This is a genomic window from Streptomyces sp. NPDC089424 (assembly GCF_044749345.1).
GTDB lineage: Bacteria > Actinomycetota > Actinomycetes > Streptomycetales > Streptomycetaceae > Streptomyces.
Window position 1 is genome coordinate 301,854 of the sequence record NZ_JBIVHU010000009.1, and the last position, 24,517, is coordinate 326,370.

Annotated in this window: 19 protein-coding genes; 15 read left to right on the top strand and 4 right to left on the bottom strand. The window is 72.8% G+C overall.

The window, feature by feature from the left end:
• The first annotated feature begins 41 nt into the window (after nt 1-41).
• From ACIP2X_RS32410 to sucD, 6 genes are all read left to right on the top strand, one after another.
• Entirely contained in the window at nt 42-1,181 is a 1,140-nt protein-coding gene (locus tag ACIP2X_RS32410) for an AAA family ATPase (protein ID WP_401679976.1), read from the top strand.
• A 90-nt stretch (nt 1,182-1,271) separates the two neighbouring features.
• Nucleotides 1,272-3,686: a DUF5682 family protein gene (locus ACIP2X_RS32415; protein WP_401679979.1), complete on the top strand. Its 2,415-nt coding sequence runs from the start codon at nt 1,272-1,274 to the stop codon at nt 3,684-3,686.
• Nucleotides 3,687-3,756: 70 nt separating this feature from the next.
• Entirely contained in the window at nt 3,757-4,938 is a 1,182-nt protein-coding gene (locus ACIP2X_RS32420; RefSeq protein ID WP_401679982.1) for a VWA domain-containing protein, read from the top strand.
• A gap of 709 nt (nt 4,939-5,647) precedes the next feature.
• Entirely contained in the window at nt 5,648-6,355 is a 708-nt protein-coding gene (locus tag ACIP2X_RS32425) for a hypothetical protein (protein ID WP_401679985.1), read from the top strand.
• 721 nt (nt 6,356-7,076) lie between these two features.
• Nucleotides 7,077-8,255, top strand: a complete 1,179-nt coding sequence (sucC, locus tag ACIP2X_RS32430; protein ID WP_401679988.1) for an ADP-forming succinate--CoA ligase subunit beta — start codon at nt 7,077-7,079, stop codon at nt 8,253-8,255.
• Nucleotides 8,256-8,282: 27 nt separating this feature from the next.
• Nucleotides 8,283-9,167 (top strand): succinate--CoA ligase subunit alpha, encoded by an 885-nt coding sequence (gene sucD / locus ACIP2X_RS32435; RefSeq protein ID WP_365445882.1) that lies wholly within the window; start codon nt 8,283-8,285, stop codon nt 9,165-9,167.
• A gap of 113 nt (nt 9,168-9,280) precedes the next feature.
• Here sucD and ACIP2X_RS32440 read toward each other — a convergent pair whose 3' ends face one another.
• Nucleotides 9,281-10,471 (bottom strand): helix-turn-helix domain-containing protein, encoded by a 1,191-nt coding sequence (locus tag ACIP2X_RS32440; protein ID WP_401679992.1) that lies wholly within the window; start codon nt 10,469-10,471, stop codon nt 9,281-9,283.
• Nucleotides 10,472-10,567: 96 nt separating this feature from the next.
• Here ACIP2X_RS32440 and ACIP2X_RS32445 point away from each other — a divergent pair, with 96 nt between their 5' ends.
• Entirely contained in the window at nt 10,568-12,550 is a 1,983-nt protein-coding gene (locus ACIP2X_RS32445; protein ID WP_401679995.1) for a DUF6350 family protein, read from the top strand.
• Here the strand turns inward: ACIP2X_RS32445 and ACIP2X_RS32450 are convergent.
• Nucleotides 12,547-13,344: a hypothetical protein gene (locus ACIP2X_RS32450; RefSeq protein ID WP_401680000.1), complete on the bottom strand. Its 798-nt coding sequence runs from the start codon at nt 13,342-13,344 to the stop codon at nt 12,547-12,549. The two genes, ACIP2X_RS32445 and ACIP2X_RS32450, sit on opposite strands and share 4 nt — an antisense overlap.
• Nucleotides 13,345-13,755: 411 nt before the next feature.
• On the opposite strand from ACIP2X_RS32450, the gene purN reads away from it, so the two are divergent.
• Both purN and purH read left to right on the top strand, forming a co-directional pair.
• Entirely contained in the window at nt 13,756-14,394 is a 639-nt protein-coding gene (gene purN, locus ACIP2X_RS32455; protein WP_401680003.1) for a phosphoribosylglycinamide formyltransferase, read from the top strand.
• Nucleotides 14,391-15,956 (top strand): bifunctional phosphoribosylaminoimidazolecarboxamide formyltransferase/IMP cyclohydrolase, encoded by a 1,566-nt coding sequence (gene purH, locus ACIP2X_RS32460; protein WP_401680005.1) that lies wholly within the window; start codon nt 14,391-14,393, stop codon nt 15,954-15,956. Before purN ends, purH begins: the two co-directional genes overlap by 4 nt.
• A gap of 123 nt (nt 15,957-16,079) precedes the next feature.
• On the opposite strand, the gene ACIP2X_RS32465 is transcribed toward purH, so the two are convergent.
• Nucleotides 16,080-16,637, bottom strand: coding sequence for a hypothetical protein (locus ACIP2X_RS32465; RefSeq protein WP_401680008.1), 558 nt, complete (start codon nt 16,635-16,637; stop codon nt 16,080-16,082).
• A 262-nt stretch (nt 16,638-16,899) separates the two neighbouring features.
• Between ACIP2X_RS32465 and ACIP2X_RS32470 the strand changes: the two genes are divergently transcribed.
• The 5 genes from ACIP2X_RS32470 to ACIP2X_RS32490 all read left to right on the top strand — a co-directional run bounded on the left by ACIP2X_RS32470 (nt 16,900) and on the right by ACIP2X_RS32490 (nt 21,840).
• A complete protein-coding gene (locus ACIP2X_RS32470; protein WP_401680011.1) occupies nt 16,900-17,754 on the top strand; it encodes a bifunctional methylenetetrahydrofolate dehydrogenase/methenyltetrahydrofolate cyclohydrolase in 855 nt (284 codons plus the stop codon).
• A 223-nt stretch (nt 17,755-17,977) separates the two neighbouring features.
• The gene (locus tag ACIP2X_RS32475) at nt 17,978-18,412 is read left to right on the top strand and encodes a DUF3017 domain-containing protein (RefSeq protein WP_401680246.1); all 435 of its coding nucleotides are present in this window, start codon (nt 17,978-17,980) and stop codon (nt 18,410-18,412) included.
• A gap of 368 nt (nt 18,413-18,780) precedes the next feature.
• The gene (locus ACIP2X_RS32480; RefSeq protein WP_401680014.1) at nt 18,781-19,914 is read left to right on the top strand and encodes a DUF2690 domain-containing protein; all 1,134 of its coding nucleotides are present in this window, start codon (nt 18,781-18,783) and stop codon (nt 19,912-19,914) included.
• Between the two features lie 451 nt (nt 19,915-20,365).
• Nucleotides 20,366-21,355 carry a malate dehydrogenase gene (locus ACIP2X_RS32485; RefSeq protein WP_401680017.1) on the top strand — a complete coding sequence of 330 codons (990 nt, stop codon included), beginning with the start codon at nt 20,366-20,368 and terminating at the stop codon, nt 21,353-21,355.
• Nucleotides 21,356-21,510: 155 nt separating this feature from the next.
• Nucleotides 21,511-21,840 (top strand): hypothetical protein, encoded by a 330-nt coding sequence (locus ACIP2X_RS32490; RefSeq protein ID WP_401680020.1) that lies wholly within the window; start codon nt 21,511-21,513, stop codon nt 21,838-21,840.
• A 14-nt stretch (nt 21,841-21,854) separates the two neighbouring features.
• On the opposite strand, the gene ACIP2X_RS32495 is transcribed toward ACIP2X_RS32490, so the two are convergent.
• Nucleotides 21,855-22,745 (bottom strand): GNAT family N-acetyltransferase, encoded by an 891-nt coding sequence (locus ACIP2X_RS32495; RefSeq protein ID WP_401680023.1) that lies wholly within the window; start codon nt 22,743-22,745, stop codon nt 21,855-21,857.
• A gap of 177 nt (nt 22,746-22,922) precedes the next feature.
• On the opposite strand from ACIP2X_RS32495, the gene ACIP2X_RS32500 reads away from it, so the two are divergent.
• Nucleotides 22,923-24,458: an aldehyde dehydrogenase family protein gene (locus tag ACIP2X_RS32500; protein WP_401680026.1), complete on the top strand. Its 1,536-nt coding sequence runs from the start codon at nt 22,923-22,925 to the stop codon at nt 24,456-24,458.
• The last annotated feature ends 59 nt before the right edge of the window (nt 24,459-24,517 follow it).

The following is a 24,517-nucleotide window of genomic DNA, read 5'->3' on the forward strand; positions in this document are numbered from 1 at the left end:
ATGCCAGATCCGAACCGGCCGAGCTGGAGGGGGACTCAGCCATGTCTGTGTCCGTGGAAACGACATCCGTCGAGCTGACCGAGACCACGCCCGAGCAAGAGACTGAGGCGCTGCGACCGCATGCCGAGGACGCCTTCGCGGGGGAGCTCGCGGCGCTGGCCGCGCAGGACGACCGGCCGCGCCCGGCCCGTTGGAAGCTGTCGCCGTGGTCGGTCGCCACGTACCTGCTGGGCGGCACCCTGCCCGACGGCACGGTGATCACACCGAAGTACGTGGGACCGCGCCGCCTCGTCGAGGTCGCCGTCACCACGCTCGCCACCGACCGTGCCCTGCTGCTGCTCGGTGTGCCCGGCACCGCGAAGACCTGGGTCTCCGAGCACCTGGCCGCGGCGGTCAGCGGCGACTCGACCCTGCTGGTCCAGGGCACCGCCGGCACACCGGAGGAGGCGATCCGCTACGGCTGGAACTACGCGCAGCTGCTCGCCCACGGTCCGAGCCGGGACGCCCTGGTGCCCAGCCCCGTCATGCGGGCCATGGCCGAGGGGATGACCGCCCGGGTCGAGGAGCTGACCCGGATCCCGGCCGACGTGCAGGACACGCTCATCACGATCCTGTCGGAGAAGACGCTGCCGATACCGGAGCTGGGGCAGGAGGTGCAGGCCGTCCGGGGCTTCAACCTGATCGCCACGGCCAACGACCGTGACCGCGGGGTCAACGAGCTGTCCAGCGCTCTGCGCCGCCGCTTCAACACCGTGGTGCTGCCGCTGCCGGACAGCGTCGAGGCCGAGGTCGACATCGTCTCTCGCCGTGTCGACCAGCTCGGCCGCTCCCTCGACCTGCCGGCCGTGCCCGACGGCGTCGACGAGATCCGGCGGGTGGTGACGGTCTTCCGGGAGCTGCGGGACGGGATCACGGCCGACGGCCGTACGAAGGTGAAGTCGCCCAGCGGCACCCTCTCGACCGCCGAGGCGATCTCCGTCGTCACCAACGGCCTGGCGCTCGCCGCCCACTTCGGGGACGGAGTGCTCCGGCCGAGCGATGTCGCCGCGGGCATCCTCGGCGCGGTGGTCCGGGATCCGGCGGCGGACCGGACCGTGTGGCAGGAGTACCTGGAGGCGGTCGTGCGTGAGCGGGACGGCTGGAAGGACTTCTACCGGGCCTGCCGCGAGGTGAGCGCATGAGCGTCGCAGGAGGGCGGATGGCGGTCGTGAGGAGGTTCGGCGCCGTGGGCGAGGACGACCTGGGGTGGCCTCGGAGGCGAGGGGGACGGCGTGACGGGTGTTGAGGACGCCGCCGGCGGCGGACGGTCCGGCGCCGAGCCGCTGCTGCTCGGCGTACGGCATCACGGGCCGGGCTCGGCTCGGGCCGTGCGGGCGGCGCTGGACGCGGCCCGGCCGAGGGTGGTGCTGATCGAGGGTCCGCCCGAGGCCGACGCGCTGATCGAGCTGGCGGGCGACGAGGAGATGCGGCCGCCGGTCGCCCTGCTCGCCCATGCCGTGGACGAGCCCGGCCGTTCGGCGTTCTGGCCGCTGGCCGAGTTCTCCCCGGAGTGGGTCGCGATCCGGTGGGCCCTGGAGCACGACGTCCCGGCCCGCTTCATCGACCTGCCGGCCACGCACACGCTGGTGTGGGGGAGCGGCCCTGAGGCGGAGTCCGACGCCCCAGCGGCCCATACCGATACGGAGGCGGATACGGAAACGGGTGCCGGTGACGATCCCGACGCCGAAGCTCGCGAGGGCGTGCGGATCGACCCGATCGGCGTGCTCGCCGAGGCCGCCGGCTACGACGACGCCGAGCGCTGGTGGGAGGACGTCGTCGAGCATCGAGGGCTCGGCGCGGGCGACGCGTTCGCTCCGTTCACCGTGGTCGAGGAGGCGATGGGGGCGCTGCGGGAGGTGTACGGGAGCGGGGGACACGACCGGGACCTCGTCCGGGAGGCCTGCATGCGGCTCCAAATGCGGACGGCACAGCGGGAGTTCGAGGGCGGCGTCGCTGTGGTGTGCGGGGCGTGGCACGTCCCCGCGCTGCGGCAGAGGTCCACGGTCGCGGGCGACCGCGCCCTGGTGAAGGGGCTGCCCAAGGTCAAGGTCGACATGACTTGGGTGCCGTGGACGAATCGGCGACTCGCGAGGGCCGGCGGCTACGGCGCGGGGATCGACTCGCCCGGGTGGTACGGGCACCTGTTCGCGGCCCCGGACCGGCCCGTCGAGCGATGGATGACGAAGGTCGCGGGGTTGCTGCGGGACGAGGACCGCGGCGTCTCCTCGGCGCACGTCATCGAGGCGGTACGGCTGGCGGAGACGCTCGCCGCGATGCGCGGGCGCCCGCTTGCCGGACTCGGTGAGACCACGGACGCGGTACGGGCGGTGATGTGCGAGGGGTCCGACGTGCCGCTCGCGCTGGTGCACGACCGGCTGGTGGTGGGGGACGTCATGGGCGAGGTGCCGGAGGCGGCGCCTGCGGTGCCGCTGCAACGTGATCTCGCCCGGCTGCAAAAGCGGTTGCGGCTGAAGCCGGAGGCGTTGGAGCGGGAGCTGGAGCTCGATCTGCGCAAGGAGACCGACGCCGGGCGCAGCAGACTGCTGCATCGGCTGCGGCTGCTGGGCGTGACGTGGGGCGAGCCCGCGACGTCGCGGGGCAGCACGGGGACGTTCCGGGAGACCTGGCGGCTGCGCTGGGAGCCCGAGCTGTCGGTGCGGGTCGCCGAGGCGGGGGTCTGGGGGACGACCGTGCGGGCCGCCGCGACGGCCAAGACGGAGACCGACGCCACGACGGCACAGGGCCTCGCCGAGGTCACCGGCCTCGCCGAGCGGTGCCTGCTGGCCGAACTGCCGGACGCACTCCCCGTGGTGATGCGGATCCTCGCCGACCGGGCGGCACTCGACACCGACGTCGGCCATCTCGCGCAGGCGCTGCCGGCGCTGGTGCGCTCGCTGCGCTACGGCGACGTGCGGGGTACGGACACCGGCGCTCTCGCCGAGGTCGCCGCGGGCCTCGCGGAGCGGATCTTCGTCGGGCTGCCGCCCGCCTGCGCCGCGCTCGACATGGACGCTGCCGAGGAGATGCGGCGTCATCTGGACGCGGTGCACACGGCGGTGGGGCTGCTCGGCGAGGTTCCGGCGGCGGTCCACGCCGGCCTGCGCGGCCGGTGGCACGCGGTGCTGCGGGTGCTCTGCGCGCGGGACACCGTGCCCGGCGTGATCCGGGGACGCGCGGTGCGCCTGCTGCTGGACGACGGGGAGCTGGCGCAGGACGAGGCGGCGCGGCTGATGGGGCTGGTGCTGTCGCGGGGGACGCCCCCGGGGGACGCGGCCGCGTGGATCGAGGGGTTCGTCGGCGGGGGCGGCGGCGGAATGCTGCTGGTGCACGACGAGCGGCTGTTGGAGCTGGTCGACGGTTGGCTGACCGGGGTGCCGGCGGAGGCGTTCACGGATGTGCTGCCGCTGCTGCGGCGCACCTTCTCGGCGTACGAGCCGGGGGTCCGCAGGACGCTGGGCGAGTTGGTGCGGCGCGGGCCGGGCCGACGCGGCAGCGCGGAAGCGGGGGCAGGAGCGGCACCGGGCTTCGGTACGGGCCTCGACGCCGAGCGGGCTGATGCCGTGCTGCCGGTGGTGCGGTTGCTGCTGGGGCTGGACGAAGTGGCGGGACCGGAGGACGGCGCGGCACTCGTGGGGGTGGCGTCATGAACGGGATCCACAGGATCCGTGGGATTCGTGTAGTGCGCGGGATCCGTGGGGTGCGTGGGGAGGAGGCCGGATGACTGTGGGGGCCCTGGTGGGGGCGGAGGCGGACGACGCCGGGCGGGAGCGGTTGCGCCGGTGGCGGCTGGTGCTCGGCGGTGACGCGGCGGACGGCACCGGGTGTGCGCTCGGCGGGCGGGACGCCGCGATGGACGGGGCGCTGGGCGCGCTCTACGGAAAAGGGGACAAGCCGCAGACGGGCAAGGAGCGTGCGGCCGGGCTGGGTGCCTCGGCGCCGTCCGTGGCGCGCTGGCTCGGAGACATCCGCACGTACTTCCCGTCGTCCGTCGTACAGGTGATGCAGCGGGACGCGATCGACCGGCTGGGGCTGTCGGCGCTGCTGCTGGAGCCCGAGATGCTGGAGGCCGTGGAGGCCGACGTCCACCTCGTCGGCACGCTGCTGTCGCTGAACAAGGCGATGCCGGAGACGACGAAGGAGACGGCACGGGCCGTCGTGCGCAAGGTGGTCGAGGACCTGGAGAAGCGGCTCGCCACCCGGACGCGGGCCACTCTCAGCGGCGCGCTCGACCGGAGCGCGCGCATCAGCCGGCCGCGCCACCACGAGATCGACTGGAACCGCACGATCGCGGCCAACCTCAAGCACTACCTGCCCGAGTACGGAACGGTCGTCCCGGAGCGGCTGATCGGTTACGGGCGGGCGTCCCAGTCAGTCAAGAAGGAGGTCATCCTCTGTATCGATCAGTCGGGATCCATGGCGGCTTCGGTGGTGTACGCGTCGGTGTTCGGGGCGGTGCTCGCGTCCATGCGGACGATCAACACGCGACTCGTGGTGTTCGACACCGCGGTCGTCGACCTCACCGACCAGCTTGACGACCCGGTGGACGTGCTCTTCGGCACGCAGCTGGGCGGCGGTACCGACATCAACCGCGCGCTGGCGTACTGCCAGTCGCAGATCACGCGGCCCGCGGAGACGGTGGTCGTGCTGATCAGCGATCTCTATGAAGGGGGGATCCGGAACGAGATGCTGAAGAGGGTGGCGGCGATGAAGGGGGCGGGGGTGCAGTTCGTGACGCTGCTCGCGCTGTCCGACGAGGGGGCGCCCGCGTACGACCGGGAGCACGCGGCCGCGCTGGCGGCGCTCGGGGCGCCGGCCTTCGCCTGTACGCCGGATCTGTTCCCGGAGGTGATGGCGGCGGCGATCGAGAAGCGGCCGCTGCCGATACCGGAGACCGAGTGACGGCTGGGTGAGGGACGGGTGGGGAGCGGGTGGGAGCCGCGTGAGGGGCATCCGAAAAGGGACATGACTACCCATCGGTAACGCGGGGCTTGCGCAACCTCGGGAGTCACAGCGAGGATCGACGCCTCATCAGCGGTGCGGTGGCTCCGCTTGCCCGTACCGCGTGGTCGTCGACGTGTAGCCGTCGACGCGTGACTTGTTCCGCCGCACGGGAGGTTCCCCCCTCTTGATCTGGTCAGCCGCGCTGTCCGGCGCCGTCCCGCGTGTGGTGCGCGGGGCGGCGCGGCGGCGTGCGCTGCCCGTGGTCCTGCTGGTGGGTGGGCTGTTCGTGCTGGGAGTGCTGTGCGGCGAGCGGGCGGACGCGGCTGAACGGGTGCCGGGTTCGGGGGCATTGGCTCGGGTGGTCGCGCCGGTGGCCGCGGAGTCGGTCCAGCCTGTGGTCCAGGGTGTCGCGCGACCTGTGGTCGAAAGTGCCGGGCGGGTTGTGGGCGAGGTGTCGGCCTCGTCCGGGGTGCCTTCACGACCGGGGTCGCCGTCGCGGCCTCCGGTGTCGCAGGCGCCCGCTTCCCCAGGCGCACCTGACTCATCCGAGGCGGCTGACCCGTCCGACGGGCCTGATTCATCCAGCTCGTCGGCTTCGGCCGACGCGGCTGATGCAGCTGACGCATCCGACCCGTCCGACGCCGCAGGCGCGCCTGCCGCACCTGACGTGTCCGATGTGACTGACGCGCTCGACCTGCCTCGTCTGCCCGAGCTGTCCGGCGGTCCCGAGCTTCCTGGCGGCCCTTCGCTCCCCGCGCTTCCCGTGCTGCCCGCTCTTCCCGACGTCCCAGCTCTTCCCGTACTCCCTGGCCTGGGCCTGCCCGCCCTTCCCGGCTTGCCCACCCTCCCCGCTCTCCCCACCTTCCCTGCTCTCCCCGCTCTCCCCGTCCTCCCCGAGGTGCCGGTGCTCCCCGGCGACTCCTTGGTGCCCGGCGTGCCCGGCGTGCCCGAGCTTCCCGGGGTTCCCGAGCTGCCCGTCGCGTTCGCGCCGCCCGGCGTTTCCGTGCCTCCGGGGCAGACGTTGCCTCTTCCCGAGGCCGAGGCTCCATGGACGGGTGCGGGGTCGGCTGCTCATGGGCCCGGTGCCGTGGCGGCGCTCGGCGGTGCGGGCGCCGCGGTGCACCAACGCGAGGTCGGGCAGCGTGCGGACGGCGGGGCGCGGTACACGCCTGTGCGTCCGGCGCCGCCCGGTGGTGGTCGCGGGGTGCTGGGCAGCCGGTCGTCGGCGGACGGCGGTGCGCCCCGGCACGGCGACGCGCACGCGGTGACGGTGAGCAGGCGCACGCCGTTGTTGCTCGTGCCGGGTCCGGTCGCGCGCGTCGAGGCGGGCGGGACGCGGGACCGGCACCGCGACGTCCTCGTTCTCCCCGGCTAGCGAAGCCCCGGGTCTCCTCGCGCGTGGTGCGGCCGACGAGGCCGCCCCGTCGCCCCCTGCCGCCCTCTGCCGCCCCCTGTCGTCCTCTGCAGCTCTCGTGCCCTGCCGCCTCCTTCATCCCTCGGCCGGCCGGGGCGGGACCGTCGGCCACGGCAGTTTTCAGGCCGGCGTGCCGCGCAGACCCCCGCCGAGGCGCCCCTCGCGCGCCCCCATGACCCGCACGCCGCCCCAGGCGTGCGACCCGACCCCGCAGGCACCCGGCGCGGGCGGCCGAAACCATCGGCTCGCCCGGACGGAAGCCCTGCGGACGGGGTTCGGCGGTCCCCATTGGGGTGGGGATCGCCGAACCGAAGCCCTCGAGAAGGACCGTCGGGTCCCTCATCGGGGCAGCTCAAGGGGCCTCACCGGGTCAACCCCAGCCCGGTGAGGCCCTGAGCCGGCCCCTGAGTCGGCTCCGGGGCGCGCACCGCGACGCCCTCCCCCTGGCCCCTCCGCGGCACCCCGTGCCAGCGATTCCGGCATCATGTGACAGGTATCACCGCTCACATGTGACCCGCGATTTAGGGGCCCCCCGCAAGCAGAGATAACCTGCGAGACGGACATGCCGCGCGCTCGGACACCGTGTGCGCATCCCCTGTGACACATGCGGTCGTCACGTTGCCCTTCGCGGCACGCCCACGCATCCAACGAACCGCGAGATCACTGATAGGGACGGAAGCGCGTGGACCTGTTCGAGTACCAGGCGAGGGACCTCTTCGCCAAGCACGATGTACCGGTGCTGGCCGGTGAAGTCATCGACACGCCTGAGGCGGCGCGCGAGATCACCGAGCGGCTCGGCGGCAAGTCCGTCGTCAAGGCGCAGGTGAAGGTCGGTGGCCGCGGCAAGGCCGGTGGTGTGAAGCTGGCCGCCACCCCGGACGAGGCCGTCGCCCGCGCGACGGACATTCTCGGCATGGACATCAAGGGCCACACGGTCCACAAGGTCATGATCGCCGAGACCGCTCCGGAGATCCTCGAGGAGTACTACGTCTCCTTCCTCCTCGACCGTGCCAACCGCACCTTCCTCTCCATCGCCTCCGTCGAGGGCGGCATGGAGATCGAGGAGGTGGCGGCCACCCGCCCCGAGGCCGTCGCCAAGATCGCGATCGACGCCATCGACGGCGTGGACGAGGCCAAGGCCCGCGAGATCGTCGAGGCCGCCAAGTTCCCGGCCGAGGTCGCGGACAAGGTCGTCAACGTCCTGGTCACGCTGTGGGACACCTTCATCAAGTCGGACGCCCTCCTCGTCGAGGTGAACCCGCTGGCCAAGGTCGCCTCCGGGGACGTCATCGCCCTCGACGGCAAGGTGTCGCTGGACGACAACGCCGAGTTCCGCCACGACTGGGACGAGCTCCACGACAAGGCCGCGGCCAACCCGCTCGAGGCCGCTGCCAAGGAGAAGAACCTCAACTACGTCAAGCTCGACGGCGAGGTCGGCATCATCGGCAACGGCGCGGGTCTCGTGATGAGCACCCTGGACGTCGTCGCGTACGCCGGTGAGAAGCACGGCAACGTCAAGCCGGCCAACTTCCTGGACATCGGCGGTGGCGCCTCGGCCCAGGTCATGGCCAACGGTCTGGAGATCATCCTCGGCGACCCGGACGTCAAGTCCGTCTTCGTCAACGTCTTCGGTGGCATCACCGCCTGTGACGAGGTCGCCAACGGCATCGTCCAGGCCCTGAAGCTGCTCGAGGACCGCGGTGAGAACGTCACCAAGCCGCTGGTCGTCCGTCTCGACGGCAACAACGCCGAGCTCGGCCGGCAGATCCTCACCGACGCGGGCCACCCGCTGGTCCAGCGCGTCGACACCATGGACGGGGCGGCCGACAAGGCCGCCGAGCTGGCTCACGCCGCCAAGTAAGCACTCAGGACGAGGACACAACACACCATGGCTATCTGGCTCAACAAGGACAGCAAGGTCATCGTCCAGGGCATGACCGGTGCCACCGGCATGAAGCACACCAAGCTCATGCTCGGCGACGGCACCCACGTCGTGGGCGGCGTGAACCCGCGCAAGGCGGGTCAGTCCGTGGACTTCGACGGCACCGAGGTACCCGTGTTCGGGACCGTCAAGGAGGCCATCGAGAAGACCGGCGCGAACGTCTCCGTCATCTTCGTGCCGGAGAAGTTCACCAAGGACGCGGTCGTCGAGGCGATCGACGCCGAGATCCCGCTGGCCGTCGTGATCACCGAGGGCATCGCCGTGCACGACTCGGCGTCCTTCTGGGCGTACGCCGGCAAGAAGGGCAACAAGACCCGCATCATCGGCCCGAACTGCCCCGGCATCATCACCCCGGGCCAGTCGAACGTCGGCATCATCCCGGGCGACATCACCAAGCCGGGCCGTATCGGCCTGGTCTCGAAGTCCGGCACGCTGACGTACCAGATGATGTACGAGCTGCGCGACATCGGCTTCTCCACCGCCGTCGGCATTGGTGGTGACCCGATCATCGGCACCACGCACATCGACGCGCTGGCCGCCTTCCAGGACGACCCCGACACCGACCTGATCGTGATGATCGGTGAGATCGGTGGCGACGCCGAGGAGCGGGCCGCGGCCTTCATCAAGGAGAACGTGACCAAGCCGGTCGTCGGCTACGTCGCGGGCTTCACCGCCCCCGAGGGCAAGACCATGGGCCACGCGGGCGCCATCGTCTCCGGTTCGTCGGGCACCGCCCAGGCGAAGAAGGAGGCCCTGGAGGCCGCGGGCGTCAAGGTCGGCAAGACCCCGACCGAGACCGCGAAGCTGGCGCGCGAGATCCTCGCCGGCTGACGCCACCCAGCAGGGCGCGGCGCGCGGGGCAACCGGCCGCGGCGCGCAGCAGCAGGGCCCGCACCCCGGCCGTCCGGCCGCGGGAGCGGGCCCTTCCGCATGCGCTCACCTGTTCATCTCGCCTCCGGGATCAGCCGCTCCGGTCCGCTCGCCGCGGCCTGCCGCAGCTTCTGGCGCAGCTCCAGCTGGGCGTACGACAGCGGGCCAGGCGCGGCCCGCGGGGGCACGCCCCGCACGGTCTCACCGGGGGCCACCGGCGGCTCGTACTGGGTCGGGGCCGTCCGCAGGGTCAGGGCCGTCGCGCCGATCAGGGTGACCGTGAAGGCGATGGCGGCCCGGGTCCAGAACTGCGCCCGGCGCTCCCCGCCGGTGCGGACCGCGAGAGGCCGGGCCGCGCGCAACCGCTCCGTGGTGGCCAGTTCGCCGAGCCGCCGCTGCAGGTGGGCGGGATCGGCGAGGTCGGGCAGCCGGGAGGCGACGGCCTCGCGGGCGTACAGCAGACGGTTGGCCGCCGCCGGAGTGGTCGCCTCCGTCTCCGCCGCGGTCTCCGGCAGATCGAGGCCCACGCCGTCGTAGAGGAGGAGGGTGCGGCGGTAGGGCGGGGGGAGTTGCAGGATGACGTTCATCAGGGTGCGGTCGCGCAGGTCGGTCGGTGGTGGCTCCGGTTGGCGGTGGCGGCGCCGGTAGCGGTGCCACGGGGAGAGCGCGTACTCGTACGCCGCCGCCCGCACCCAGCCCGCGGGGTCCCGGTCGACGGCCACCTCGGGCCAGCGCTGCCAGGCGAGTTGGAAGGCCCGCTCGACCGACTCGCGCGCCAGTTCGCGCCGCCCGGTGAGCACGTACGTCTGCCGGACGAGGCCGGGCGCGCAGAACGCGTAGAGCGCGTCGAATGCCTGAGCGGGCGTCAGGGGTTCGGCGGCCGGTTCCGGTTTGGGTGGGGGGTGCGGATCGGGACCGGCGTCGGTCACGGGCAGGCGCTCGGTGTCGGCCGTGGGTCCGGCGGTTCGTACGGCGGTGGCGGCGGCCGCGGTCGCCACGGCCGGCCCGTCGCCCTGGTGGACCGGCTCGTCCGTGAGGGACGTGAGGGACGTGAGGGAGGTGAGGGAGGTGAGGGAGGCGAGCAGTTGGGCGTACGCCTCCGCCTTCTCGCCGTCGGGCGTGGTGCGACCGGTCTCCCACGCACGCACCGTCGCCTTGGAAACGCCCAGCCGGACCGCCACCTGAGCCTGCGTCAGGGAGGCGTCCTGCCGCAGGCGTCGGCGCTCCTTGGGTGGGGGGAGCGGGGTTGCAGGGCTCTGTGTCACGGTTCGCCCCTTCGTACGAAAAAACACATAAGCACATATTGAGCGACACATCGGTGGTTCGCCTGTTGCGCCGGGAAAGCGCGTGTCGTTGGGAGCATGGCCGTCGTGATCCTGATGACCGACCGCCGTACACCGCTCCCTCCCCGCCTCACCCGGATGCGCCGCCGGTCCCCCGGGTTCGCCCCCTGCCTGTTCAGCGGCGTGGTGGCGGCGGGGCTGGGGCTGGGCTCGTTCGCCGTGCTGGTGATGGCGCTGTGGATCAGCTCGCCGTATCCCGACAGCGGGCCGGGCGGCGCCCTCCACGTGGCCGCGGCGCTGTGGCTGCTGGCGCACGGCGCGGAACTCGTCCGCACCGACACCCTGACCGGCGTCCCCGCCCCGGTGGGGCTCACCCCGATGCTGCTGCTCGCGCTACCGGTGTGGCTGGTGCACCGGGCGGCCCGGGACGCGGTGGACGGGGCCTTCGCGGGGGACGGGCCGGCACCCCTGGTCGCCGGGCGTACCGCCTGGGCCGGGGTGGTGCTCGGCTATCTCACCGTCGGGGCGGCTGCGGCGGCCTACACGGCGGGGGGTGTGCTGCGGCCGGACTGGAAGGCGACGGCGGTGTGCGTGTCGCTCGTCGCGGTGGTGGCGGCGGGGGCCGGGGTGTGGACGGCGAACGGGCGTCCGCGCCGGCCGGTGGACCGGCTGCTGAACCTGCTGGGGCCGCTGCGCGGGCTCCTTGCCGGCCCGCGCAACGAGGAGCGGCTCGCAGCCGCGGCGCGGGCCGCGACGGCCGGGGTCGCGGTGCTGGCCGGGGGCGGGGCCCTGCTGGTGGCGGTGTCGCTGGTGTGGCACGGACCGGCCGCCCGGGTGGCGTTCGCGCAGCTGACGGAGGGGTGGTCGGGGCGGTTCGCGGTGCTGCTGCTGTGCCTCGCGCTGGTGCCGAACGCCGCGGTGTGGGGCGCGGCCTACGCCCTCGGACCCGGCTTCGCGCTGAGCGCCGGGCACATGGCCGGGCCGTTGTCCGCGGGCTCGGCGCCTCCCCTGCCGCAGTTCCCGCTGCTGGCGGCGGTGCCGGGGGCGGGCGCCCTGACGGCGTCGCAGTGGGCGGTCGTCGCGGTGCCCGCGGCGGCCGGCGTGACCGTCGGGTGGTTCACGGGCCGGTCCGCAGTGAGGGCGGGGGAGGGGGCTGGCGCCGGGCCATGGTCGCGGGGGCGGACGGCGGGGTGCACCGGAATGGCGGCGGTGCTGTGCGGGGCGTTGTCGGCCTTGCTGGCCGTGCTGGCGGGCGGGTCCCTCGGGGTGGGCGCGCTGAGCCGGTTCGGGCCGGTGTGGTGGCAGGTGGGCCTGGCGGCCCTGGTGTGGGTGACGGTGGTGGCGGTGCCCGTCGCGCTGGTGGTGCGGTGGTGGGGGTGCCGGGAAGGGGCCGGCTCGGACCCGGCGGACTCATCCACCGCCGGCGGGCAGCGGCTCATGGCGGGCGTGCTGTCCGGGGGGAAGGTGAAGACGGCCGTCGGCACGGTGGTGGACGACACCGAGCCCGAGCTGCTCCACGTCCCCGCGTCGCGCCCGTCGTTCCCCGACCTCGAAGACCTGCGAGACCTGCCGGACCTGCAAGACCTGCGAGACCTGAAAGCCGAGAAAGCCTCCGCCCCCGAGGTCCTCGAAGCCCCCCCCGCCGCAGTCGGCGGTCACGACACGAGCACCACGGACATCACGGACGGCGACGCGGACGAGACCGCCGCCGACACCCACGACGACGCGATCCCGCACGAGGACGGCGCCCCGCACGAGGACGCCGATCCGGACGACGACGCCTACGACGAAGTGGACACCTACGACGAGGGGGACGCCTACGACGACGCCGACACGTACACGGCGTACGAACCCCTCCCCCTCGGCGCCCCGCCCCCCTGGCCCCACGACGACGCCGCCCGCGAGGCCCGCTGGGCGGCGTTGCGTGAAATCTCCGCGAAGACCGAGGCGGAGCCGGAGACGGCCGAGCCGGAGGTGGTGGTGCCGGCGGAGCAGCCCGGCGTCCGGGCGCCCGTCGACCTGACGAAGCCGCAGTCCGGGAACCGCCAGGGAAGTGCCTAGGCGTTGGCCCCGAGCACGTTCCGCAGCGGCTCCGGCAGCAGCGTGCTGCACGCCTGCCGTGCCTCGTTGGTGAGGGCGTCGCTGGTGCACGTGTAGTAGTCGCGGTACACCAGCTGCGCCGTGAAGGCCGCGCCGACGAGCGCGATCGCCAGCGACGCCGTGACCAGACCGCTCACCGCGGCAGCGGTCTGCGGCCGGGCCGGCGTCGCGGCGGCCGGAGTGTCGGGCGACGGCGTGCGCGGCTTGGCGCGCAGGGCGCTGATGCCCCAGTACAGCGACAACGCGCCCAGCAGCAGTGCCACGTACGTCCAGCTGAACAGCGCGAAGAAGAAGGCCCACATGCCTCCGAGCAGCGCGTAGCGCGCCCGGCGCTGTGCGGGGTCGGTGGGGTCCCAGCGCATGCCCGGGGCCGGACCGCCGGAACCTTCGGGCTTGTTGCCCCCGGGCCGGTCGCCGAAGCCGCCGCCGGAAGCGCGGCCGGGCTGCCGGTCGCTCCACTGGCCGCCCCACGCCGGACGTCCGCCGTCCCCGCGCGAGCCGTCCGGGCCGGAGGAGGAGTCGCCGTTGTCACCCGACGGTCGCCGCGGCTGCCACGGACGGTCCGGGGTGCCCTCGGGCGGCGGTGCGAACGGGTTGTCGTCCTGGCCCGTACCGCCCCGCCGGCCGCCGCCGGCGTCGCCCGACGTCGCGTCGGACGACGAGCTGGGGCGCTCCCGCAGCAGCACGTCGGCGCGCACCCCTGGCTGCGCCGACTGCTGGGGGAGCGTGAGGAGTCGCAGGCTGCGGTCCGACATCAAGTGAGCGTCTTCCCCTTGTGGAAACAACTGGAATCAACCGGTTCAACTGGAAACGACTGGAAACGACTGGAAAGGTCTGCAAACAACTGGAAGCAACTGGGAACAACTGAAAACAACTGAGAACAACTGGCGACGAGTGGATCTGCTGGACCGGACACGACTGGATCCGGCGGTGGAACTGACCGGATCGTGACGGGAGCCGTCCCCCCGACAACGCGTCGCACACCTCCCGCGTTCCCGAGACCGCTGTCCCAGACGCTACCTCCCGGCCACGCCCCCGTCCCGTGGGGGCCGTCCGGTGTGCCGGTATCGTTGCTGGCGGTCGACCGCTTCGTAGGCTTCCCCGTATCCGGGGGCCCGAAGCATTCGTACGACCATACAAACGCTTCCCCGAGAAAGGGCTCCACCGTGGCCGCCAAGCCCGTGGCCAGGAGCGCCAGGCGCCTCGTCGTGCTGGTCTCCGGATCCGGCACCAATCTCCAGGCGCTGCTGGACGCGATCGCGACGGAGGGCGCCGAGGCGTACGGTGCCGAGATCGTGGCCGTGGGGGCGGACCGCGACGGGATCGAGGGGCTGGCGCGTGCCGAGCGGGCGGGGCTGCCCACGTTCGTGTGCCGGGTCAAGGACCACGCCACCCGCGAGGAGTGGGACGCCGCCCTCACCGACGCCGTCGCCGCGTACGAGCCGGACCTCGTCGTCTCGGCCGGATTCATGAAGATCCTGGGCAAGGCGTTCCTGGCCCGGTACGGCGGGCGCTGCGTCAACACCCACCCCGCCCTGCTCCCCAGTTTTCCCGGCGCCCACGGCGTCCGTGACGCACTCGCGTACGGCGCCAAGGTCACCGGCTGCACCGTCCACTTCGTCGACGACGGCGTCGACACCGGGCCGATCATCGCTCAGGGCGTGGTCGAGGTCCGGGACGAGGACGACGAGAGCGCGCTGCACGAGCGCATCAAGGAAGTCGAGCGAAGGCTGCTCGTCGAGGTCGTGGGGCTTCTCGCCCGCAACGGCCATCGCATTGAGGGACGAAAGGTAGTTATCCAGTGACCGCCGAGAGCAACAAGCGGCCCCTTCGCCGGGCGCTCGTCAGCGTCTACGACAAGACGGGCCTCGAAGACCTCGCACGCGGCCTGCACGAGGCGGGTGTCGCCCTCGTCTCCACCGGGTCCACCGCCGCCCGCATCGCCGCCGCCGGCGTCCCCGTCACCAAGGTCGAGGAGCTCACCGGCTTCCCCGAGTGCCTGGACGGCCGGGTCAAGACGCTGCACCCGAGGGTGCACGCGGGCATCCTGGCCGATCTGCGCCTGGAGGACCACCGCCGGCAGCTCCAGGAGCTCGGCGTCGAGCCGTTCGATCTGGTCGTGGTCAACCTCTACCCGTTCCGTGAGACCGTCGCCTCCGGCGCGAGCCCCGACGAGTGCGTCGAGCAGATCGACATCGGCGGCCCCTCGATGGTGCGCGCCGCGGCCAAGAACCACCCGTCCGTGGCCGTCGTCACCAGCCCGGCACGCTACGGCGACGTCCTGGCCGCGGTGCGCGGCGGCGGCTTCGACCTCGCCACCCGCAAGCGGCTCGCCGCGGAGGCCTTCCAGCACACGGCGGCGTACGACGTGGCGGTGGCCTCCTGGTTCGCGAGCGAGTACGCGCCCGTCGACGAGTCCCGCTTCCCGGACTTCCTCGGCGCCACCTGGGAGCGCAAGGACACCCTCCGCTACGGCGAGAACCCCCACCAGCCCGCCGCGCTCTACGTCGACGGCGCCGGCCGAGGTCTGGCCGAGGCGGAGCAGCTGCACGGCAAGGAGATGTCGTACAACAACTACACGGACACGGATGCCGCCCGCCGTGCCGCGTACGACCACGACGAGCCGTGCGTCGCGATCATCAAGCACGCCAACCCGTGCGGCATCGCGATCGGCGCCGACGTCGCCGAGGCGCACCGCAAGGCGCACGCCTGCGACCCGCTGTCCGCGTTCGGCGGCGTCATCGCGGTGAACCGCCCGGTCAGCAAGGAGATGGCCGAGCAGGTCGCGGAGATCTTCACCGAGGTCGTCGTCGCGCCCGACTACGAGGAGGGCGCGCTTGAGGCCCTCACCAAGAAGAAGAACATCCGGGTGCTGCGCTGTCCCGAGGGGCCGTCGAACCCCGTCGAGGTCACGGCCGTCGACGGCGGCGCCCTGCTCCAGGTCACCGACCGTCTCCAGGCCGAGGGCGACGACCCCGCGGGCTGGACGCTGGCGACCGGTGACGCGCTGAGCGCCGGGGAACTGCGCGAGCTGGCGTTCGCCTGGCGGGCCTGCCGGGCGGTGAAGTCCAACGCGATCCTGCTGGCCAAGGACGGCGCCTCGGTCGGTGTCGGCATGGGGCAGGTCAACCGGGTCGACTCCGCGAAGCTGGCGGTCGAGCGGGCCGGCGCCGAGCGGGCGCGGGGTTCCTACGCGGCCTCCGACGCCTTCTTCCCGTTCCCGGACGGGCTGGAGATCCTCACCGAGGCGGGCGTCAAGGCCGTGGTGCAGCCCGGCGGTTCGGTCCGTGACGAGCAGGTCGTGGAGGCCGCGCGCAAGGCGGGCGTGACGATGTACTTCACGGGGACGCGGCACTTCTTCCACTGAGGATTCGCTCGCGCACCCGCTGCCGCGGACGCACCAGGGCCGTGTCCCCCGCGCAAGGGTGGGACACGGCCCTCGGGTGTCAAGGGTGCGAGACCCTTCGTGCGCGGGCGTCCGCGGGGACGCTCAGTAGCGCGGGCGGTTGAACCAGGCGCTGCCGTTGGAGTTGCCGACGAACACGGCCACCAGGACGGCGAGCACGGTGTGGATCAGGCCGACCAGGATGAACGGGTAGATGCCGAGGATCGCGGTGATGATGCCGAACACCATGGTCGTGATGCGCACGCCGTTGCCGCCGGTGCGGAACTTCAGCGCCAGGACCAGCGCGAACACACCCCAGGCGACGGCGAACAGCGTCAGGCCCCACAGCATGCCGGAGGAGTAGTCCGCCAGCTGCTGGAACGAGGCGTCGTTCTGGAGCGTCTCGTCGTTCTTCGCGGCCTCGACGCCGATGGCGCTGAAGGCGAACAGCGCCACACCGAGGACCTGGAGGCCCACGATGACCCACAGCAGGACGCGGGCCGTGCTGACGGTGCTGGGCATGGACGTCGGCACCGGGGCGCCGGGGTAGCCGACGGGCGGGGCCTGCGGGTAGCCGTAACCGGGCTGCTGCTGGGGGTAGCCGTAGCCCTGCTGCTGGCCCTGCGGCGCGCCGTAGGGGTTGTTCGGATCGCCGAAACTCATGGCGGTGTTTCCTCCGTTGGCTCAGGTGCGGGGACGACGCGCGGCGGATGCGGAGGAAGGTTGCTACAGATGCGGTGCGTCCCCCCGGTACTGCCCGCGGCACTGTGGCCACAATCGTTCTTCAGCCATGGGTTGCTTGTCCAGCCGCATTCCCTATGTGTTGTGCAAGTGCAACATCGCCGATCATGGGCGGAAACGCCGGGAGCGGGCCCCTCGTGACCCGGATTGGAACCGGGAGGCGGTCATCCGGGAGGATGGGGCCATGACCGCCCAGATTCTCGATGGCAAGGCCACCGCAGCCGCGATCAAGTCCGATCTGACCGCCCGCGTGGCGGCGCTGAAGGAGAAGGGCGTCACGCCCGGCCTCGGCACGATCCTGGTCGGGGAAGACCCCGGCAGCCAGAAGTACGTCGCCGGCAAGCACCGTGACTGCGCGCAGGTGGGCATCGCCTCCATCCAGCGCGAGCTGCCCGCCACGGCGACGCAGGAGGAGATCGAGGCGGTGGTGCGCGAACTCAACGAGGACCCGGCGTGCACCGGCTACATCGTGCAGCTGCCGCTCCCTCGGGGCATCGACGAGAACCGCATCCTCGAACTCATGGACCCGGACAAGGACGCCGACGGCCTCCACCCGATGAACCTCGGCCGGCTCGTCCTGAACGAGCCCGCGCCCCTGCCCTGCACCCCGAACGGCGTGCTGACGCTGCTGCGCCGCTACGGCGTCGAGATCAAGGGTGCGGAGGTCGTGGTCGTCGGCCGGGGCGTGACCATCGGCCGGCCGATGCCGCTGCTGCTGACCCGGCGCAGCGAGAACGCGACGGTGACGCAGTGCCACACCGGTACGCGGGATCTGTCCGCCCACCTCCGGCGCGCCGACATCATCGTGGCCGCCGCCGGGTCCGCCCACCTCGTGCGGCCCGAGGACGTCAAGCCGGGCGCGGCCGTCCTCGACGTCGGCGTCTCGCGCAGCGCAGAGGGCAAGATCGTCGGGGATGTGCACCCGGACGTCGCCGAGGTCGCCGGCTGGATCTCCCCGAACCCCGGCGGCGTCGGTCCCATGACCCGGGCCCAGCTGCTCGTCAACGTGGTCGAGGCGGCGGAGCGCAGTGCCGGCTGAGCGGCCCGAGGAGAACGGGACCACCGAGCGACAGGGCACCGCGGCGCACCACGGCACCGCGGCGTCCGACGGTGCGGCGGCGCGGGGCGGCCCGTCGCACGACGGCGTGCCGCGGGGTGGCGGCGTGTCGCTGGAGGAGGCAGCCCCGAACGGCGTCTCCGGCAACGGCTCCGCGCCCGGCCGGGAGGCCGCGGACGGGGCCGACGAGGGCGACGAGCTCGTCGTGCGGGACGCGATCAGCGTCGTCGACGAGGACGGCACGCCCCGGCGGGCCACCCGCCGCTTCCCCTTGTTCACGCGGGACACGGCGCGACCCGAGGGCGGCGGCCGGGCGGCCGGGGGCGACGCGCCCGCGCCCGCGCGGCAGTGGCCGATGCTCGCCGTGCTGGGGCTGGTCGGTCTCGGCCTGCTGCTGACGGCGTTCGACGCGTTCCGGATCGGCACCCTGCTCGTCGGCGTCGCGCTGGTCGGCGGAGCCGTGTTGCGGTGGGTGCTGCCCGGCGTCGGCATGCTCGCCGTACGCTCCCGCTTCACCGACATCGCCACCTACGGCGTCCTCGGCCTGGCCATCGCCCTGCTGGCGCTGATGGCCCAGCCGAACCCGTGGCTGGAGGTCCCGTTCCTCAAGGACACCCTGCATTTCACCGTGCGCGGCTGACCGCGTCCCGACGCCTCGCACGAAAACGGCGGCCCATCCCCTCCCCCGAGGCAGGACGGGCCGCCGTCGCACCCAAACTCCCGCACGACGAACGGCCTGTTCAACGGTTGTCCGCGCGCTGTGGCACGGAAGTGACCGTTCCGCTACGGTGTCCGCGCTCCGCGACAGCCGGGGGCCGGTGGCGTCAAGGTGCGTTGCGTACCGCCGGGACGTCGGAGGTCACCGGTGTGTGCCCGTTGTGTCGATGTATGGACAGCTTCGGGAAGCCGGTTCAAGGCGCTGCGCGGCGCGGCTAATCTGCCCGATCGGGGATGGTTCGGGACGTCCCGCGCCGCAGTGGCGCACTCGGGGGAAACAGGGGGGAAGCGATGCCTCGTTGGAAGGCCTTGCCGGAGGAACTCGATCCGCAGATCGGTGAATTCGCCGGGCAGTTGCGGCGGCTCGTGGACCGCAGCGGTCTGAGCATCGCCGCGGTCTCCGACCGCACCGGGTACAGCAGGACGTCCTGGGAGCGCTATCTCAACGGCCGGCTGCTCGCGCCCAAAGGCGCGGTCGTCGCGTTGGCCGAGGTCACCGGCACCGATCCGATCCATCTGACGACGATGTGGGAGCTCGCCGAACGGGCTTGGAGCCGCTCGGAGATGCGGCACGACATGACCATGGAGGCCCTCCGGATCTCCCAGGCCCGCGCGGCACTGGGCGAGTTCGGCGCGGCCCCGGGAGCCGCCCGGGGCAGGACGGCCCGTAAGGGTGGCCGCGCGACGGCGACACCGGGCGTCGCGAGCCCGGCGGGTGTCTCCCCGACGGTCCCGGCCCAGCCGACGGCGTCGGAAGCCGACGCCCGCGACGCCGGATCCCGGCCGGGCGTGAACTCGTGGGGACTCGGGGGACGTGGCGGACCGCCCCGCGCGGGCGTCCGGGCCGGCGCGGGTACGGGGGCGGCGTCGGGTGCGGGGGCACCGGGCTCCGGCGTGCCGACGCAGGACCCGCCGGGCGCCCCTTCCGGGGGTGCGGGCAGGCGGCGGCTCGCGATGTTCCTCGTCGGCGCCGCCGTCGTGGTCGTCGCCGCCGGTGCCGTGCATTACGTCATCGGCGACGGCACGGACAGGGCGGACGCCACGAGCGCCTCGCCGTCCCCGACCGCCACCCCCGGCCCCGACCTGCCACCCGGCGTGAAGTGCGCGGGGGACGGGTGCACCGGCAAGGACGCGGAGGCCATGGGGTGCAGCGGTGAACTGGTCACCACCGCCCGGTCGGCGACCGTGGGGGCCGCGGTCGTCGAGGTCCGCTACAGCGAGACCTGCGGGGCCGCCTGGGGCCGTGTCACCCAGGCCGTGCCGGGCGACGAGGTCCGGGTGACGGTCGGCGGCACCAGCCGGAGCGGCTCGGTCACGACCGTCGGTGACACCCTCGCGTACACCCCGATGATCGCCGTCGAGGACCCGCAGGAGGCCACGGCGTGCGCGACGCTCGCGTCGGGGGAGCGGGGCTGCACGCGGTAGGGGCGACGGAGACGGGGGACCGGTGAGGGTGCCCCGAAGCGTCGGTGAAGGTGCCTGGCGGGCGTCGGCGAAGGAGGCCCGGAAACCGGCGGTGAAAGGTGCCTGGAAACACCGGCGAAGGGTGCCCGGAAGGCGCCGTGAAAAAGTCGCCGGACGCACGCATGCGTGAGGCGATCCCGGGCACGCGCACAGTACCCCCACGGGAGTCCGGCAACGGTACCCCCACCCGGCGGTCGCCCCGTCTCTCCTCTCCCGGACGGGCGGCCGCCGTTCTTCTCCGTCGGCACTCGCGAGTCCTTCGTGGGCTCTGTGGGCCGGGCCACACCGACCCGGACGTCCGGGATACCGGAGGCGCGATAGCCTGACCGCTGGATCTCTCTTGACGCCAAGAGATCGATCAAAAAAGCCGGGGCAGGGACGCCCCACCGCCAGCTGTCATACGGAGAACGCCATGACCCGCACTCCCGTGAACGTCACCGTCACCGGCGCGGCCGGCCAGATCGGTTACGCCCTGCTCTTCCGCATCGCCTCCGGCCAGCTGCTCGGCGCGGACGTGCCGGTCAAGCTCCGCCTCCTGGAGATCACCCCGGCCCTGAAGGCCGCCGAGGGCACCGCGATGGAGCTGGACGACTGCGCGTTCCCGCTCCTCCAGGGCATCGAGATCAGCGACGACCCGAACGTCGCGTTCGACGGCGCCAACGTCGCCCTCCTCGTGGGCGCCCGCCCGCGCACCAAGGGCATGGAGCGCGGTGACCTCCTGGAGGCCAACGGCGGCATCTTCAAGCCGCAGGGCCAGGCCATCAACGCGCACGCCGCCGACGACATCAGGGTCCTCGTGGTCGGCAACCCGGCCAACACCAACGCCCTGATCGCGCAGGCCGCCGCCCCGGACGTACCGGCGGAGCGCTTCACCGCGATGACCCGCCTGGACCACAACCGCGCGCTGACCCAGCTGGCGAAGAAGACGGGCACGCCGGTCTCCGAGATCAAGAAGCTGACGATCTGGGGCAACCACTCCGCCACCCAGTACCCCGACATCTTCCACGCCACGGTCGCCGGCAAGAACGCCGCGGAGGTCGTGAACGACGAGAAGTGGCTGGCCGAGGACTTCATCCCGACCGTCGCCAAGCGCGGTGCCGCCATCATCGAGGCCCGCGGCGCCTCCTCGGCCGCCTCCGCCGCCAACGCCGCCATCGACCACGTCCACACGTGGGTCAACGGCACGCCCGAGGGCGACTGGGTCTCCATGGGCATCCCGTCCGACGGCTCCTACGGTGTCCCCGAGGGCCTCATCTCCTCCTTCCCGGTCGTCTGCAAGGACGGCAAGTACGAGATCGTCCAGGGCCTGGACGTCAACGAGTTCTCGCGCGCCCGCATCGACGCCTCCGTCAAGGAGCTGGAGGAGGAGCGCGAGGCGGTCCGCGGCCTCGGCCTCATCTGACCTGCTCGGTCACCAGCCGTACGACCCCCGGTCCGCCGCCACGGACCGGGGGTCGTCGTTTCTCTTCTCCCCCGCGACCGGCGCCGTCGCCCACGAGGCTCAGAAGCTGCTCAACTCCCTGGCCCGGCAGGCGGACCGGCGGCAAGGATGGCCCGATGTTCGGACGTGGGAAGCACCCGGAAGCCGAGATCCTCTTCGTGCGCGACGCCGATGTCGCGGTGACGGCGCTGCGCCGCGCCCTGGCCGACGCGGGACCGGAGGAACGGCCGGGCCTGGAGCGGGCCGTGGCGCTGGCCGAGCGGGCCGCGGCGGCCACCGACACGGACGTACGCGCCCGCTGGGTGCGTGAGCGGCTGGCCGCCGTCGGCTACGAAGGGCCCGCCGACTCCATCGCGGCGATCAAGCACCTGCGCGAGGCGGCTCCCGGTCTGCGCCTGCTGAGCGCCGTGCAGCTCGCCAAGTCGGCGGTCGCGAAGGACGCGTAGGCCTCGGTCGGAGGTCAGCCGGTCCGGCGCAGCCGCTTCTCGAACCAGTGACCGGCGTAGACGTGCTCGGCGTAGGCGGGGATCTCCGTGTAGCCGGCCGCCCGGTACATGGTCCGCGCCTCCGTGAGCACGGAGTGCGTGTCCAGCCGTACCGTGCCGAGGCCGCGTTCGAGCGCCTCGCGCTCCAGTTCCGCCAGGATCCGGCGGGCCAGCCCCAGGCGCCGGGCGTCCCGGTGGACCCAGACGTGCTTGATCTCGCCCACGCCGGGCGCGAGCCGGCGCAGCCCGCCGCAGCCGACCGGGCGCCCGTCCTCGTACGCCACGAAGAAGGCACCGGCGTCGCCGGACACCTCCTCGGGGCGGACGAGATCGGTGGCGTCGAAGCCCTCGGGGAACCGTTCGTCCAGTTCGGCGGCGTAGGCGGCGAGGCCGGCGCGGGCGTCCGGGCAGGCCCCGTCGACGCGTTCGACGCTGATGCCGGCCAGGCGCAGCAAGCGTTCCGTGCTGGTCATCGCCTCCGTGAGGCGGGCACGCTGGGCCGGGGTGAGGCCGTCCAGCATGCCGCGGACCAGCGCGTCGGCCCGGCGGTTCTGCTCGGCGACCTCGACGCGGCCGGCCGGGGTCAGCTCGATCATGCGCACCCGGTTGTCGCCGGGGTGCACGCTGAGCCGGACCATGCCCTGCGCCTGGAGCGCCTTCGCCATCCGGCTCAGGTAGCCGGCGTCCAGGCCGAGCCGGGCGCGCAGCTCCCGTAGCGGGACGCCGTCGCCGATCTCGAAGAGCAGGCGGGCCTCGCCGAGGGGGCGGTTCTGGCCAAGGTACTGGTCGTCGAGGGCGCCGATGCGGCGGGTGAAGTAGCGGTTGAAGCGGCGGAAGGTTGCGACATGCTCGGACACTGCCTCCATTCCTTTGACTTTAGTCAAAGAGTTTGGGGCGGGTCCAGAGATCCGGCGTGTCGATTTACTGCCGTATGTCGGAATTCGCCGTGAGGCAGCACACTTTCGGCCATCGATTGCGCATGCCTGAAAGGGGTACGGGCAGGCGCTCACACTCCTGAACAGGAACGGAAGGCAACACCGAGCATGTCGGACAGAGCGGAGAACCAGGTGCCTCAGGCGCGCGACACCATCCACGTGGCAGGACAGTGGCTGCCCGCCGCCTCCGGTGCCACGCGCGAGATCCTCGACCCCGTGGACGCCCTGCCGTTCGCGGTGGTCGCCGAAGGGGACGAGAAGGACACGGACCTGGCCGTCGCGGCCGCGCGCAGCGCCTTCGACGGCGGTCGGGGCGCGTGGCCCCGCACCCCCGTCGCCGAGCGCTCAGCCGTGCTGCGCCGCGTCGCCGACCTGCTGGTCCGCGACCGCGAGGAACTCGGCCTGCTGGAGAGCCGCGACGCCGGCAAGACCGTCGAGGAGGGCCGGGTCGACATCGACTGCGTGGCCGACGCCTTCCGCTACTTCGCCGACCTGGTGGCGGGCGAGGGCGCCGGCCGGGTCGTCGACGCGGGCTCGCCCGACATCCACAGCGTCGTGGTGCACGAACCGGTCGGCGTCTGCGCGCTGATCACGCCCTGGAACTACCCGCTGCTCCAGGCCAGCTGGAAGATCGCGCCCGCGCTCGCGGCCGGCAACACCTTCGTGGTCAAGCCGAGCGAGATCACGCCGATGACCACCGTCGCCCTGATCGACCTGCTCGCCGAGGCCGGCCTGCCCGCCGGGGTCGCGAACATCGTCACCGGCCCCGGGCACACCGTCGGCGCCCGTCTCGCCGAGCACCCCGACGTCGACCTGGTCTCCTTCACCGGCGGCCTGGTCAGCGGCACCAAGGTCGCCGCGGCCGCCGCGCCCACCGTCAAGAAGGTGGCCCTCGAACTCGGCGGCAAGAACCCCAACGTCGTCTTCGCCGACGCCTGCGCCACCGACGAGGACTTCGACACCGCCGTCGACCAGGCCCTCAACGCGGCCTTCATCCACAGCGGCCAGGTCTGCTCCGCCGGCGCGCGCCTGATCATCGAGGAGTCGGTCAGGGAGCGCTTCGTCGCCGAACTCGCCGACCGCGCGACGAGGATCCGCCTCGGCCGCGGCACCGGCTCCGGCGTCGAGTGCGGCCCCCTCGTCTCCGAGCAGCAGCGCGCCAAGGTGGAGTCGTACGTCGCCTCCGCGCTGGCCGAAGGGGCGGTGCTGCGCTGCGGCGGCAAGCGGCCCGAACCCACCGAATCCCGGCCCGCCACCGGCTACTTCTACGAGCCGACCGTGCTCGACCAGTGCCACCGCGAGATGAAGGTCGTCCGTGAGGAGGTCTTCGGCCCGGTCCTCACGGTGGAGACCTTCCGCACCGAGGACGAGGCCGTCGCCCTCGCCAACGACACCGAGTACGGACTGGCCGGCGCCGTCTGGACCGCCGACGCGGGACGGGCCCGCCGGGTCGCGGGGCTGCTGCGGCACGGCACCGTCTGGATCAACGACTTCCACCCCTACCTCCCGCAGGCCGAGTGGGGCGGCTTCGGCAAGAGCGGCGTCGGCCGCGAACTCGGACCCGCCGGGCTCGCCGAGTACCGCGAGACCAAGCACGTCTACCAGAACCTCGCGCCCAAGCCGGTGCGCTGGTTCGCGGGCTGAGGCGTCCTACGGGTCCCACACGCGCCGCACACGCCCCACACGCCACCGGTCCGCGGGCC

What these genes read in the sequence shown, in the direction of transcription:
- ACIP2X_RS32410 (WP_401679976.1), top strand. Translation starts at nt 42, where the DNA reads ATGTCTGTGTCCGTGGAAACGACATCCGTCGAGCTGACCGAGACCACG.
- ACIP2X_RS32420 (WP_401679982.1), top strand. Translation starts at nt 3,757, where the DNA reads ATGACTGTGGGGGCCCTGGTGGGGGCGGAGGCGGACGACGCCGGGCGG.
- sucD (WP_365445882.1), top strand. Translation starts at nt 8,283, where the DNA reads ATGGCTATCTGGCTCAACAAGGACAGCAAGGTCATCGTCCAGGGCATG.
- ACIP2X_RS32445 (WP_401679995.1), top strand. Translation starts at nt 10,568, where the DNA reads ATGGCCGTCGTGATCCTGATGACCGACCGCCGTACACCGCTCCCTCCC.
- ACIP2X_RS32450 (WP_401680000.1), bottom strand. Translation starts at nt 13,344, where the DNA reads ATGTCGGACCGCAGCCTGCGACTCCTCACGCTCCCCCAGCAGTCGGCG.
- ACIP2X_RS32465 (WP_401680008.1), bottom strand. Translation starts at nt 16,637, where the DNA reads ATGAGTTTCGGCGATCCGAACAACCCCTACGGCGCGCCGCAGGGCCAG.
- ACIP2X_RS32470 (WP_401680011.1), top strand. Translation starts at nt 16,900, where the DNA reads ATGACCGCCCAGATTCTCGATGGCAAGGCCACCGCAGCCGCGATCAAG.
- ACIP2X_RS32480 (WP_401680014.1), top strand. Translation starts at nt 18,781, where the DNA reads ATGCCTCGTTGGAAGGCCTTGCCGGAGGAACTCGATCCGCAGATCGGT.
- ACIP2X_RS32485 (WP_401680017.1), top strand. Translation starts at nt 20,366, where the DNA reads ATGACCCGCACTCCCGTGAACGTCACCGTCACCGGCGCGGCCGGCCAG.
- ACIP2X_RS32490 (WP_401680020.1), top strand. Translation starts at nt 21,511, where the DNA reads ATGTTCGGACGTGGGAAGCACCCGGAAGCCGAGATCCTCTTCGTGCGC.
- ACIP2X_RS32495 (WP_401680023.1), bottom strand. Translation starts at nt 22,745, where the DNA reads ATGGAGGCAGTGTCCGAGCATGTCGCAACCTTCCGCCGCTTCAACCGC.
- ACIP2X_RS32500 (WP_401680026.1), top strand. Translation starts at nt 22,923, where the DNA reads ATGTCGGACAGAGCGGAGAACCAGGTGCCTCAGGCGCGCGACACCATC.